The 13,091-nt window shown below is 58.4% G+C and carries 11 protein-coding genes and 1 tRNA gene; 8 read left to right on the top strand and 4 right to left on the bottom strand.

The window, feature by feature from the left end; all coding sequences use genetic code 11:
- Positions 1 to 13: 13 nt before the first annotated feature.
- Positions 14 to 877 (bottom strand): methylenetetrahydrofolate reductase [NAD(P)H], encoded by an 864-nt coding sequence (gene metF / locus VO84_RS13445; RefSeq protein ID WP_058188113.1) that lies wholly within the window; start codon positions 875 to 877, stop codon positions 14 to 16.
- Between the two features lie 86 nt (positions 878 to 963).
- The gene (ahcY, locus tag VO84_RS13440) at positions 964 to 2,388 is read right to left on the bottom strand and encodes an adenosylhomocysteinase (protein ID WP_058188112.1); all 1,425 of its coding nucleotides are present in this window, start codon (positions 2,386 to 2,388) and stop codon (positions 964 to 966) included.
- Positions 2,389 to 2,496: 108 nt separating this feature from the next.
- Here ahcY and VO84_RS13435 point away from each other — a divergent pair, with 108 nt between their 5' ends.
- The 4 genes from VO84_RS13435 to VO84_RS13420 all read left to right on the top strand — a co-directional run bounded on the left by VO84_RS13435 (position 2,497) and on the right by VO84_RS13420 (position 4,949).
- Entirely contained in the window at positions 2,497 to 3,435 is a 939-nt protein-coding gene (locus VO84_RS13435) for an ArsR/SmtB family transcription factor (protein ID WP_058188111.1), read from the top strand.
- A gap of 45 nt (positions 3,436 to 3,480) precedes the next feature.
- Complete coding sequence (locus tag VO84_RS13430; RefSeq protein ID WP_082661960.1) at positions 3,481 to 3,834, top strand: ArsR/SmtB family transcription factor; 354 nt, start codon at positions 3,481 to 3,483, stop codon at positions 3,832 to 3,834.
- Between the two features lie 109 nt (positions 3,835 to 3,943).
- Positions 3,944 to 4,693, top strand: coding sequence for a glucose 1-dehydrogenase (locus VO84_RS13425; RefSeq protein WP_058188110.1), 750 nt, complete (start codon positions 3,944 to 3,946; stop codon positions 4,691 to 4,693).
- Positions 4,694 to 4,739: 46 nt separating this feature from the next.
- A complete protein-coding gene (locus VO84_RS13420) occupies positions 4,740 to 4,949 on the top strand; it encodes a hypothetical protein (RefSeq protein ID WP_058188109.1) in 210 nt (69 codons plus the stop codon).
- 11 nt (positions 4,950 to 4,960) lie between these two features.
- Here the strand turns inward: VO84_RS13420 and VO84_RS13415 are convergent, their stop codons facing one another.
- Positions 4,961 to 6,028: a bifunctional transcriptional activator/DNA repair enzyme AdaA gene (locus VO84_RS13415; protein ID WP_058188108.1), complete on the bottom strand. Its 1,068-nt coding sequence runs from the start codon at positions 6,026 to 6,028 to the stop codon at positions 4,961 to 4,963.
- Positions 6,029 to 6,623: 595 nt separating this feature from the next.
- On the bottom strand, positions 6,624 to 7,373 hold the full coding sequence (kdsB, locus tag VO84_RS13410; protein WP_058188107.1) for a 3-deoxy-manno-octulosonate cytidylyltransferase: 750 nt from the start codon (positions 7,371 to 7,373) through the stop codon (positions 6,624 to 6,626).
- A gap of 273 nt (positions 7,374 to 7,646) precedes the next feature.
- On the opposite strand from kdsB, the gene VO84_RS13405 reads away from it, so the two are divergent.
- The 4 genes from VO84_RS13405 (at position 7,647) to VO84_RS13390 (ending at position 13,078) form a co-directional block, all read left to right on the top strand.
- Positions 7,647 to 7,723 (top strand) — tRNA-Met (locus tag VO84_RS13405).
- A gap of 105 nt (positions 7,724 to 7,828) precedes the next feature.
- Positions 7,829 to 9,106 (top strand): MFS transporter, encoded by a 1,278-nt coding sequence (locus VO84_RS13400; RefSeq protein ID WP_082661959.1) that lies wholly within the window; start codon positions 7,829 to 7,831, stop codon positions 9,104 to 9,106.
- 83 nt (positions 9,107 to 9,189) lie between these two features.
- Positions 9,190 to 10,374, top strand: coding sequence for a S41 family peptidase (locus tag VO84_RS13395; RefSeq protein ID WP_058188767.1), 1,185 nt, complete (start codon positions 9,190 to 9,192; stop codon positions 10,372 to 10,374).
- 295 nt (positions 10,375 to 10,669) lie between these two features.
- Positions 10,670 to 13,078 (top strand): penicillin-binding protein 1A, encoded by a 2,409-nt coding sequence (locus VO84_RS13390; RefSeq protein ID WP_231737924.1) that lies wholly within the window; start codon positions 10,670 to 10,672, stop codon positions 13,076 to 13,078.
- Positions 13,079 to 13,091: the final 13 nt, after the last annotated feature.

Below are 13,091 nucleotides of genomic sequence, written 5' to 3'. Positions count from 1 at the left end.
CAGGGAGGGCTAGCTACGCCCGCGCTTCGGCTGCAATCGAGAGATTGGCCCAGAGGCGCAGGGACGGGTCTGCCTGATTGATAGTGTAAAAGTGCAGGCCGGGCGCGCCGTTTTTCAGCAGTGTTTCGCAGAGGCGGGAAACGACGGCGAGGCCGAAGTCAAGCAGAGCCGACTTGTCATCCTGGAGGGCCTCGAGACGCAGCTTGATCCACCGGGGCAGATCGGCGCCACAGCCCGCACAAAAACGAACAGTATTGGCAAAGCCGGTGACGGGCATGATGCCTGGAGTAATGGGAATCTTAATGCCGGCCTTCTGGCAGCGCTCTACGAAATCAACATATGCGTCAGCGTTGTAGAAAAGCTGCGTGATGGCTCCGTCAGCCCCGGCGTCCACTTTGCGGCGGAAGTTGTCGAAATCGGCATCGGCGTTTGGAGCCTGCGGGTGCATCTCCGGATAAGCTGCAACTTCGATCTTGAAGTGATCGTCGTGCTCCTCGCGGATAAACGCGACAAGCTCATTGGCGTAGTGGAACTCACCCGGCGCGGCGGAGCTATAAGCGGTAGCAGGCAAATCGCCGCGCAATGCCACGATGCGCTTGACGCCGGCTTCGCGGTAGCGGTCAAGGAGCGAGCCGATTTTTTGCCGCGTGGACCCAATGCAGGTAAGGTGCGGCGCAGCCTCAGCTCCACAGGAGCGCGCCACGGTAAGCAACGTCTCGTAGGTGCCATCTTGATCTGAGCCGCCTGCTCCATGAGTAACGGAAAAGTAGAGCGGCTTGGCTTCTGCAAGCTGGCAGACAACATCGGGGAGCTTGGCCGCAGCCTCAGGAGTGCGCGGCGGGAAAAGCTCAAACGAGATGGGAGGCAGAGTAGTCATCACAGTGCTCGGTGGTTAGTGATTCGTGGTATGTGGTTAGTGACTAGTCAAACGAAGACCAATCACTAACCACCATCCACTAACAGCTAGTAGCGGTAATGATCCGGCTTGTACGGACCTTCGACCGGTACGCCGATGTAGTCAGCCTGTGCCTTCGAAAGTTTCGTCAGCTTCACGCCGATCTTCTCAAGGTGCAGGCGAGCCACTTCCTCGTCCAGCTTCTTGGGCAGCACGTAGACGCCGACCTTGTAGACATCCTTGTTCTTCCACAGGTCGAGCTGCGCCAGCGTCTGGTTAGCAAAGCTGTTTGACATGACGAAGCTGGGATGGCCGGTAGCACAGCCGAGATTCACGAGGCGGCCTTCAGCGAGGACGAAGATCTCATGACCGTCGGGGAAGGTGTACTTGTCCACCTGCGGCTTGATGTTCAGCTTCTTCACGGCCTTGTCGCCGTTGAGGCGGTCCATCTGGATCTCGTTGTCGAAGTGGCCGATGTTGCAGACGATGGCCTGGTCCTTCATCTTCTGCATGTGCTCGTAGGTGATGATGTCCACGTTGCCGGTGGTGGTGACGTAGATGTCGCCGCGACCGAGTGTGTCCTCAAGCGTGGTGACTTCAAAACCTTCCATCGCGGCCTGCAGTGCGTTGATGGGGTCGATCTCGGTAACGATGACGCGAGCACCCATGCCGCGCAGCGAGTGCGCGCAGCCCTTGCCTACGTCGCCATAGCCGGCGATGACAGCAACCTTGCCGGCGACCATCACGTCTGTGGCGCGCTTGATGCCGTCGGCGAGCGACTCGCGGCAGCCGTAGAGATTGTCGAACTTGGATTTGGTGACCGAGTCGTTGACGTTAATGGCGGGAATGAGCAGCTTGCCCTTTTCGAGCATTTGATAGAGGCGGTGCACGCCTGTCGTAGTCTCTTCAGAAACGCCGCGCCACGCCTTGACGACCTTGTGCCAGTGCTTCGGATTCTCGGCGTGAACACGCTTCAGCAGATCCTTGATGACCTGCTCTTCGTGGTTGCCAGAGGGAGTATCGACCCACTTGTCGCCGTTTTCCAGCTCATAGCCCTTGTGAATGAGCAGCGTCACGTCGCCGCCGTCATCAACGACCAGTTCCGGACCCGTGCCACCCTTGTGATTCAGAGCCTGCCAGGTGCACTCCCAGTAGTCTTCCAGGGTCTCACCCTTCCAGGCGAAGACCGGAACGCCGGTGGCGGCAATCGCTGCGGCCGCGTGGTCCTGCGTGGAGAAGATGTTGCAGCTTGCCCAGCGAACCTCTGCACCGAGGCTCACGAGCGTCTCAATGAGCACTGCGGTCTGAATGGTCATATGCAGCGAACCGGTAATGCGGACGCCTGCGAGCGGCTTTTCCGCCGCATACTTGTTGCGAATAGCCATAAGGCCGGGCATCTCGTGCTCGGCAATGTCAATCTCTTTGCGGCCCCAGTCAGCCAGGCTCAGGTCAGCCACTTTGTAATCGGAAGCAATTTCCAGCGTTGTCGCCATGAGGAACCCTCTCTTCACGTCCGATCGAATGATTCTATCGACGTATCGTGATATGTTGATATGTATCAGGGCTTGAGTCGATTCGTCAAGGCGGCTTTGTAAATTTCTATGGCGTCAACACCCTCAATCGTGAAAATTCTGCGCGCCGCAGCGGACTCCAACCGGCTGCGAATTCTGCTGCTGCTGAAAGCAGAAGAGTTATCTGTGGCTGAGCTGCAGGAAATTCTGACCATGGGCCAGAGCACGATATCCACGCATCTGGCGCAGCTGAAGCAGGCCGGCTTGGTTGAGGATCGACGAACCGGCAAGAGCAGCTTCTACCGGCTCATCACTACGAACGGAAATGGCGTGCTGGCGGAGATCCTTACTGAAGCAGCGCGTGAGACCAAAGAGTCTACAAGCGACCAGACTGCGATGCGGCGCGTAGTGAAGAAGCGCCAGGACCGGATGCGGAACTTCTTTGACAGCGTTGCCGGGCGGCTGGGGCGGGATTACGTTCCCGGAAAAAGCTGGAAGAGCGTTGCCGAGGCATTGCTACGGCTGATGCCGCCGATGACGATTGCCGATCTGGGCGCGGGCGATGGAAGTTTTTCTCTGCTGCTCGCGGCGCGGGCGAAGCGCGTGATTGCGGTTGACTCCAGTGAAAAGATGCTTGAGGTGAGCCGCGAACAAACAACTCGCGCGGGAATTGAAAATATCGAGTTTCGGCTGGGCGATATGGAAGAGCTGCCCGTGGATTCGGGATCGGTGGATCTCGCGTTCTTCTCGCAGTCGCTGCATCATGCGCTGCATCCGGCGCTGGCGCTCAAGGAAGCGGCTCGAGTGCTTGTCCCCGGCGGCCGCGTGGCTGTGCTGGACCTGGCCAAGCATCGCTTTGAAGAGGCTCGCGAACTGTATGCGGACGAATGGCTGGGCTTTGGCGAGGCGGAGTTAGAAGAGATGCTGATCAAGGCCGGATTCATGGATGTGGAAGTTACCGTTGTCGATAAGCATGCCGAAGCGCCGCAGTTTCAGACGCTACTGGGGCTCGGCATAAAGAGCGCTTGAACCACCGGTGGGATACCATACATCTAAATAACTGAAGTTCACTTTATGGCTCTGGCGACACAAACCGGCGCAGCAGCAAAATCGTCCACTCTAACGGGCGAGCAAAGGACTGCCATCCTGAAGGCGCTGGCTGATCCAAGACGCTTTGAGGTGCTGGAGCGCATTGCGCGGTCAAGCTGCGCTGTCAGCTGTTCGCAGACACTTGCTGACCTGCCGATCGCCGCGGCTACGCTTTCGCATCACCTGAAAGAGCTGGAAACCGCGGGCCTGATCCATGTGCAGCGCGAGGGCAAGTACCACATGCTCAGCGTGCAGCCCGGCGTTCTGGAAGCTATGGCTGAGACGCTACAAGCGCTCAGCGCGGCCTGCCCCAACGCCGCCAGCAAAAACAAAAAATAAATTTCCACAGCAGTTCTGAATCTTCTTGCTGTCTGGCTAATCAATTCGATAGTTGTCGAAATGTCGAACCGATGACGGCCCGGCGTTCCTGACACAAGGAGATACGAAAATGGCAACTCTTACTGGAAAAGTGGCGCTGGTAACCGGCGCATCGAAGGGCATCGGGGCGGGCATTGCGAAGGAGCTTGCAAGCCGCGGAGCTGTTGTGGCTGTCAATTACGCGAGCGATAAGGCTGGTGCGGACAAAGTTGTCAACGAGATCAAGGCCAACGGCGGCAAGGCGATTGCCATACATGCCAACGTGGCTGAGCCGCAGACAATCGGGCCGCTGGTGGATGCTGTGGTGAAAGAGTTCGGACCAATCGACGTGCTGGTGAACAACGCAGGCATTTATGAGTTTGGCCCGCTTGAAAACATTACGCCGGAGCATTTTCACAAGCAGTTCAACGTGAACGTTCTTGGCCTTCTGCTTACGACCCAGGCTGCGGTGAAGCAGTTCAACCCTGCCGGCGGAAGCATTGTAAACGTCAGCTCGGTGGTGGTGGACGGCGTTCCAGGAGCCTCTGTTTACAGCGCGACCAAGGGCGCGGTGGACACGATTACTGCGGCGCTGGCCAAGGAGCTGGGACCGAAGAGAATTCGCGTCAACTCCATTAACCCCGGCATCATTGAAACCGAAGGCACGCATGCAGCGGGCTTCATCGGCAGCGACTTCCAGAAAGAAGCCGAGAAGCGCACTCCGCTTGGCCGCATTGGTCAGCCGAAGGATATTGCGACTGCGACAGCCTTCCTGGCATCAGAAGACTCAGCATGGATCAATGGACAGGCAATTTACGCTGCGGGCGGATTCACACTCTGAGTGTGGACACGCTGCACTCAAACGAGTAACAACAAGAGGCAGCAAAATGAATTTTGCATTCCTTCCAGAAATCGCGGCGGCAGCGGTAGCGCTGTTTGCCGCGAAGGCCGGCGACAAGCTCCGTATTCCATCTTTGAAGCGCAACCCCTGCGCGGATGCGGAGCGTAAAGCCGTAGTGTGGAGCTATAACCCAACGAACAACAGCAACGGACTGGATGCGTGGCGACCCGTGACGCGCACCGGAAACTGCGCTTAACTTTTTCTTTCCTACTTTGTTCTTTCCGTCTCAGCGTCGAGCAGCTTACGTTTTCGCTCGACGCCCCAACGATATCCAGTAAGTGAACCGCTGACTCCTACGACGCGGTGGCATGGCACCAGCACTGAGACTCGATTGAGTGCGCAGGCGCGGGCCACGGCGCGTGTGGAGTTTGGCATTCCCATCTCGCGGGCGAGCTGCGAGTAGGTGCGCGTTTCACCGCGCGGGATCTGTCGCAGAGCGTTCCAGACGCGAAGCTGGAAGACGGTTCCTCTCAAATCAAGTGCTTCCACGCTACGAAGGCTGTGGCTCAGGTCCGAGCCTTCGTGAACGCTGGCCAGTGCGGCATCAATCAACTTTGAAAGTGAAGCGTCGCGGCGCAGATCCGCGAGTGGAAATTCTTCGCGGAGAGTGGCTTCTGCTGTCGCCTTTGTGCTGTCGAGGGCAAGCCAGCAGAGACCACGGTCCGTTGCTCCGACAATCATCCATCCAAATGGCGTCGATGCCGTGGCGAAATTGATCCGCTCGCCTTTGCCGCCTTGTGCGAAGCGTGCGGGCGTCATGCCAAGCTGCGCGGCCTCATGGGCGCGGCTGGGCGAGCTGAATCCGGCGTTATAGACAGCGTCTGTCACGGAGTCTCCTTCCTTGAGCGCGGCGCGGAAGCGGCCTGCGCGGAGAGCGCGTTGATACGCGAGCGGGCTGATACTGAATTCGCGTTTGAAGTTCCGCTGCACGGTGAAGGGGCTTAGGCCCGAGATGCGGGCCAACTCGGCAAGCGGGACAGCGCGGTCGAGGTTGGCCTCGATGTGTTTACGGACCCTGTCTAAAGAGTTGCTGCCGGCAGGGCCGGTTGGTTTGCAGCGTTGGCAAGCTCGGAATCCTGCAGAGCTGGCTTCGGCGGCGGTGCCGAAGAAGCGAACGTTCTCGCGGCGCGGCGGGCGGCTGCCGCAGCCGATGCGGCAGAAGACGCCGGTGGTGAGGACGGCGTAGAGGAAGCCGGCGTCCTTGTCGCGGCGGATCAGCTTTTCCCAGGCGGCGTCTGGATTGAGCTGCGGTGCGAGTTGTGCGGTTGCGGTCATAGAAGCATCATGGCTCGGATGGCGAAGAAGTACACTCCGATTCTTGCGCGCAATTCCATACGGTAGCAGCGCGAACAGGCCTAAGGCCGAAAGAGCGCATTTCCCATATTGCGAGACGGAAGAATTCGATTATCGTCCTGCAACCCGTTTATTTGCTGTTAGATAGGGAGTTTCTGGTGCAGGCGGTACAGATTCTGTACGCTAAAAAAAACGGCGATTTCTTTCTGTTTTAATTCTATAAGTCGTTACATATAAATAACTTGCGAGAGATTTTTACACGAAAAAAGGGTGCGAAAATACGGCCAAAATGCGATCAAAATACAACTTTACTGAACATGTTTTCAATTTTTCAGCCCGCTGCCAGCGACTCGAAGCTGGAAAATGTGAAGCCCGAATCCGCATGAATTCGGGCCTTGTTTCTTCTGCTGACTATGAGTAAAGCACAAATGGGGTTAATTGCATGCAAAGTTTCTGGAGGGGACGAGGGTACGAAGGGGTATTGGACTTTGGTAATGAGGAGGAAGACAGGGACTAAGTGACTAAGGAGACTGAAAGGCAAAAACAGGTCTTTCACTCCGCCGAAGAACGGCTACGTTCAGGATGACATCGTTTTGCGTGTAAACAGCAGGGCTTCGGCGCGGGCGAGGTCTTCTTCGGTGTCGACACCGATGGTGTCGGCAGGCGCGGAGGCGACGTAGATGTCGATGCCGTTTTCGAGGAGCCGCAATTGTTCGAGGCGTTCGACCGTCTCTAGCCAACCGGGTGGGAGGGCGGCGAATTGCTCCAATGCTGACTTCCGATAGGCGTAGATGCCGAGGTGTTTGCGATAGCCGGCAAATCCGGAGGCGTCGCGGTCAAAGGGAATCGTGGAGCGGGAAAAATAGAGGGCGCGACCATTGGAGGCGGTCACGACTTTTACCGCATTCGGATTGATAATGTCCTCCGCCGGGCATCGTACGGCTAAAGTGCCGACCTGGACTTCGGGACGGTCAAAAAGCTTAATCAATGGGGTGAAGAAATCCGGTGTCATGGTCGGCTCATCGCCCTGGATGTTGACGTAAATATCGGCGTCGATACGAGACGCGACTTCCCTCACCCGGTCTGATCCGCTGGCGCAGTCGGGCGAGGTCATTTCGAAGCGAATATTGCGCTCGCGGCAGGCGGCTGCGACCTCTTCGGAGTCTGTGGCAACTATGACCGGGTCCATGAGACCGCTTTCTGCGGCGGCGCGCCAGACCCACTCCACCATGGGACGGCCTGCAATGGGACGCAGGACCTTGCGGACGAGGCGCGTGGAGCCTAAGCGCGCGGGAATAACCCCGGCAATGCGAAGGGGAGATGCCATGACTGTCTGAGTTTAATGGGGAAGACTGGGCACTGAAAACAAATCCTTCTCCGGTTCATCTTTCGAACCGGAGAAGGAAAGTTTTTTAATCTATGGGGAGGGCTTGCTATACCCAATCTGATGCCCGCCCTTGCGAGCGAGTTGTCCTGAATTACAACATTCCGCGGGAGTGCATGAGACGCTGGCGATGTTTGACCGCGAGGCCCGTTTGACCATGAACCCGTGCGCCCGTAAAATCTATATCTGGACCTCCACTCTGAGGCCCGTTCCCTTGGCGGAGTAGCTCAGATGGTTAGAGCGTGGGATTCATAACCCCAAGGTCGGCAGTTCGATCCTGCCCTCCGCCACCAGTGCTTCGCGCACGGCGAACTGCGGCCTGAAGGCCGCCAAACGGCTTGAGTGCGATCCCGTCCTCAACAGGGCATGATTGACCGCATCGATAAGTTACTGATTCCATGAATACATCTCTCTCTACCGCTGCTCTTCCCGACGTTGAACTGAAGGAGACCTTGCATGAGGCTCCCACCCAGCCTTCGAGGGCGCTGTTCCGTGTGCTGGCCGCGATCAGCTTCTGCCATCTGCTCAATGACATGGTGCAGTCGCTGCTGCCATCGATCTATCCGATTCTCAAGAGCCAGTTTCACCTGGATTTTGTACACCTGGGAATGCTGACCTTTACCTACCAGGTGGTGGCTTCGCTGCTGCAGCCGCTGGTGGGCCAGTACACGGATAAGCGTCCCATGCCGTTTGCGCTGCCTGTGGGCATGACGTTTACGCTGGCGGGGCTGCTTCTGCTGGCTACGGCGCCGACCTTCGGCTGGCTGATTGTTGCCGCCTGCCTGGTGGGAATGGGCTCGGCGATCTTTCATCCGGAAAGCTCTCGCATTGCGCGGATGGCTTCTGGCGGCAAGCATGGCTTTGCGCAGTCATTTTTTCAGGTGGGCGGAAACACAGGCTCTGCTATTGGTCCGCTGCTTGCGGCATTTATTGTTCTGCCGCAGGGGCAGAGGGGCATGGCGTGGTTTGCGATTCCGGCTCTGGCGGGGATTGCGGTGCTCTACCGCGTGGGGCGCTGGTACCGGGAGCGGAACCGCGACGGCGTGGCAAAGAAGCAGGTGGAGAAGCATGCCACGGTTTCGCTTTCCAGGGGACGCGTGGTACTGGCACTTGCGATCCTGATTGCGCTGGTCTTTTCGAAATATTTCTATCTGGCCAGTCTGTCGAGCTACTACACCTTCTACCTGATCCAGCGGTTCGGTGTTTCGGTGCAGACCTCACAGCTTATGCTGTTTGCTTTTCTGGGCTCTGCGGCTGTGGGCACGCTGATTGGTGGATCGGCGGGCGACCGCTGGGGCCGCAAGCTGGTGATCTGGATCTCGATTCTTGGCGTGCTGCCTTTTACGCTGATTCTGCCGTATGCTTCGCTCTTCTGGACGGGCGTGCTGTCAGTCATTATTGGCTTTGTGATTGCGTCGGCCTTCTCGGCGATCCTGGTCTACGCGCAGGAGCTTCTGCCGGGGCGCGTGGGCATGATCTCGGGGCTGTTCTTCGGAGTTGCCTTCGGCATGGGAGGCATTGGCGCGGCGGTGCTGGGCAAGCTTGCCGATACGACCGGCATTATCAACGTCTATCATCTGTGCGCGTATCTTCCTGCGATTGGGCTGCTTACGGGATTTTTGCCGGATATTGAGGCAAAGCGGCGGCCTGGGGCTGTTGAACGGGCGGCTGGTTGAGCAAAAAACCGCCCGTTTCGACTATGATTGCGTCTATATAGCAACGGCGGTGTGCTTTCGGCACACCTGCGATGGTGGTGTGCGTGTCTCGATTCTTTCAGCGGCTTGTTTTTGTGCTCGGCACGGCGGTTTTTGCCGCTCTCGGCCTGGGCTTCCTCTTTGGGCAGTTCGGCTTCCTTGGCGTTCATGCGGGCGGCGACCAGGATGGCGCTTACCGGCAGATGAGCGTGTATGCGCAGGTGTTGAAGCGCATCCAGTCTGACTATGTGACGGAGCCGAATATTACGGATGTGACGACGGGCGCGCTGCACGGGCTGCTGGAGAGCCTCGATGCGGACTCGAGCTACCTGACGGCGGCCGAATACAAGATCTACAAGGATCGTCCGACGACGGGCGTGGGGCAGATCGGGATTACGGTCTCCAAGCGTGGCGGCTACCTGGCGATTGTGGATGTGACGCCGGGTTCGCCGGCGGACCACGAGCACCTGGCCGGCGGCGACGTGATTGAGTCGATCGGCGATACCTCGACCTTTGAGGCGTCTCTGGCCGTGACGCGGATGATGCTGGAAGGCAAGCCTGGAACGAGTGTGACTCTGACGGTGGTGAAACCGCGGAAGGCTGATCCGGAGAAGGTGACCGTGACGCGGGCGTTGACGCAGGTTCCGTCGCTGAGCGAGACGCAGTATGAGAACTCGACAATTCTGTACCTGAAGCCGGGCGTGATTTCCAAGGCGCGCGTGGATGAGCTGGGCGCGAAGATCAAGGGATCGAAGGCGAAGAAGATTCTGTTGGACCTGCGGGATGTTTCAGGCGGTGAGGAAGAGGACGGGGTTCGGCTGGCGAATTTCTTTATTCAGAGCGGCACGCTGGCGCAGCTGGAGGGTCAGAAGTTTCCCAAGCAGACCTTTGCGGCGGACCCGGCAAAAAGCCTGACGCAGGCTCCGGTGGTGGTGCTGGTGAATCGCGGCACGTATGGTGCGGCGGAGCTGGTGGCATCGGCGATTGAGGATTCCAAGCGCGGCGATGTGGTGGGCGAGCGGACCTTTGGCGAGGGCTCCATGCAGAAGACGATTGAGCTGCCGGACGGTGCGGCGCTGCTGCTGACAATTGCCAAGTACGAAGGTCCGGCGGGCAAGAAGATTCAGGACGAGGCGGTGATGCCGAATGTCCGGGTTGCTCCTGCCGAGGACGATGGAGATGAGGACACCCCGAGTAAAGGCGACCCGATGCTGGATAAGGGGTTGGAGCTGTTGAAGGCGAAGGGATAAAAGCAGGGATCAGAGATCAGGGTTCAGAGATCAGAAAAAGCTCCGTTCGGCTATTCGCGGACGGAGTTTTTGTTTGCGCGTCAGGAAGCAAAAGCTGATTATCCGCTGAAGCTGAAGAACTGATCTCTGAACCCTGATTCCTGATCTCTGTCTTTATCCCATTCTTGTACACGCTGGTTCGGGGGTGGCGGTTCGGTCGGCCAGCGCATCTGATGCCGTGCTAGGCTCTGAGTGTTAGAAGATTTTGTCTTTTATTGACTGCGTTTTTGCTCGACTTATATGAGGCTTGACCCGCTTGGCTGTATCCCCCAATCCGATTTCAGAACCTCCTCGCGACCACACTTTAGGGCGTAGCCATCTGCTGCCGCCTGATCCATCCGAAAAGCCGTTCCGAAACAACAGGCACAAGCTGGCCGGAAGGCCGGCGTTGATTCTGCTGCTGGTGTTGTCGGCGGTGGCCGGGACACTGGCAGGGTTGACGCTGGTGTACTCGTCGGACCTGCCGCAGATTCACGATCTGGAGCGCTACCGGCCTTCTACTACGACGCAGCTTTATGACCGCAAGGGGCGCGGGGTTGGCTCGTTCGCGCTGGAGCGTCGCGTGGTGGTGAATTATCCGGATTTTCCGCCGGTCCTGCGGCAGGCTGTGATCTCGATTGAGGATAAAAACTTCGAGTCGCATGGCGGAATTAACGTCTTCCGCATTGTGGGAGCCTTGTGGCATGACTTGCGTAGCCATGGGAGGGCGCAGGGTGGATCGACGCTGACGATGCAGCTGGCGAAGAACCTGTTTCTTTCGTCAGAGCGCACCTTTGGCCGCAAATTTCAGGAGGCGTTCCTGGCGATCCAGATTGAGCGCTCGTTTACCAAGGAGCAGATTTTTACTCTGTACGGGAACCAGATCTATCTGGGCAGCGGGCAGTATGGGTTTGAGGCGGCGAGCGAGTACTACTTCTCGAAGAAGGCGAAGGATTTGACGCTGACTGAGGCGGCGCTGCTGGCTGGGCTGCCGAAGGGGCCGTCTGCGTATTCGCCCATTCTGAATCCGGAGAAGGCGCTGACGCGGCGGAACCTGGTGCTCAGCGAGATGGAAGGCGACGGGAAGATTACGCACGAGCAGGCCGAGGCGGCGCGGCAATCCCCGCTGGGACTGAATATCGCGCAACCAGAGGGTGCTGTGGCGCCGTGGTTCCAGGAAGAAGTGCGGCAGGAGCTTGAAAAGCAGTTTGGCGCCGAGCAGGTGCATGAGGCGGGGCTGCGAGTGGATACGACGCTCGACCTGGACCTGCAGGAGACAGCGAACAAGGCTGTGGACGATGGGCTGGCGGCCTACGAACGGCGGCATGGTTGGAAGAACAAGCAGCCAAATGTGCTGGCTACAGGGACTTCCATTGAGGACTATAAGCATCCGGACTGGGTGACGCAGGCGCATCCCGGTGACTATGTGCACGCGGTGGTGACGCGGGTGCTGCCGATGGAGATCCATGCGCGCATGGGCGCGAAGGAGATTCTGCTGGAGCCGGCGGACTGGCAGTGGACGGGGCAGCGGTATGCGGATGCGCTGGTAAAGCCGGGCGATGTCATCTACGTGCATCTGACCGATGGCAAAGAAGCCCAGGAGTTGCGCGGGACGCTGGAGCAGGATACGGGTGCGCAGGGCGCGCTAATGGCGATTGATAACGCGAATGGCGACGTGCTGGCGATGGTGGGCGGACGCGATTATGCGCTTTCGCAGTTCAACCGCGCTACGCAGGCTGAACGGCAGACGGGTTCGAGCTTTAAGCCGTATGTGTACACCACGGCGATTGAGAATGGATCGCGTCCGGATGATTTGGTTTTGGATACGCCGGTGAGTTTTGGCGGATGGACTCCGCATAACTACGAGAACGACTACATGGGCGCGATCACGCTGACGACGGCACTCGCGCACTCAAGGAATATTCCGGCTGTGAAGCTGGCGGCGCAGGTGGGGATTCATAAGGTCATCGACATGACGCACCGCTTTGGCGTGACGTCGAATATCCCGGCGTATCTGCCGATTGCGCTGGGCGCGGCGGAGATCACGCTTGAGGAGCAGGTGGCGTCGTACTCGGTGTTCCCGAATGACGGCGTGCGGGTGGCTCCGCGAGTGGTTCGCAAGGTTTCGAACGCGGATGGAATTACGCTTTGGGAGCAGCCTGCGGCAATTCAGGAAGTGGTGAGCGCGAAGACGGCGCGGACGATGGTGAAGATGCTGCAGGCGGTGACTGCCTATGGCACGGGCGCAGCGGCTTCGAAGCTGAATCATCCGGTGGCGGGCAAGACAGGCACGACGAGCTCCTATACCGACGCGTGGTTCCTGGGCTTTACGCCGTCGATTACCTGCGGCGTGTGGGTGGGCTTTGACAGCCGCGAGTCGCTGGGCGAGAAGGAGACCGGCGCACAGGCTGCGCTGCCGATCTGGATGACGGTGATGAAGCAGGCGATTGTGGGCAAAGACGACGAGAAATTCTTGTCGGATGATCCAAGATCGACGGTGGACGTGGCGAAAGCTGCGACGACACAACCTGCTGTAGGTACTGCCGGTCAGGGTGCGAATACAGGCGCGAATGTTGTGAAACCTGTTACGCCTGTGAAACCGGCGAGTGCGCAGCCTGCTACGAAGAAGCCGCCGCCGGTAGTGAGTCCGGCGACGGCCAATAAGCTGGATTCGATTTTGAATTAGATCAAGGACGCGC

The organism is Occallatibacter gabretensis (assembly GCF_001449115.1).
In the GTDB taxonomy this organism is placed as follows: domain Bacteria; phylum Acidobacteriota; class Terriglobia; order Terriglobales; family Acidobacteriaceae; genus Telmatobacter; species Telmatobacter gabretensis.
Note: the sequence above shows the minus strand (reverse complement) of the source record. Positions and strands in the feature narration are given on the sequence as shown.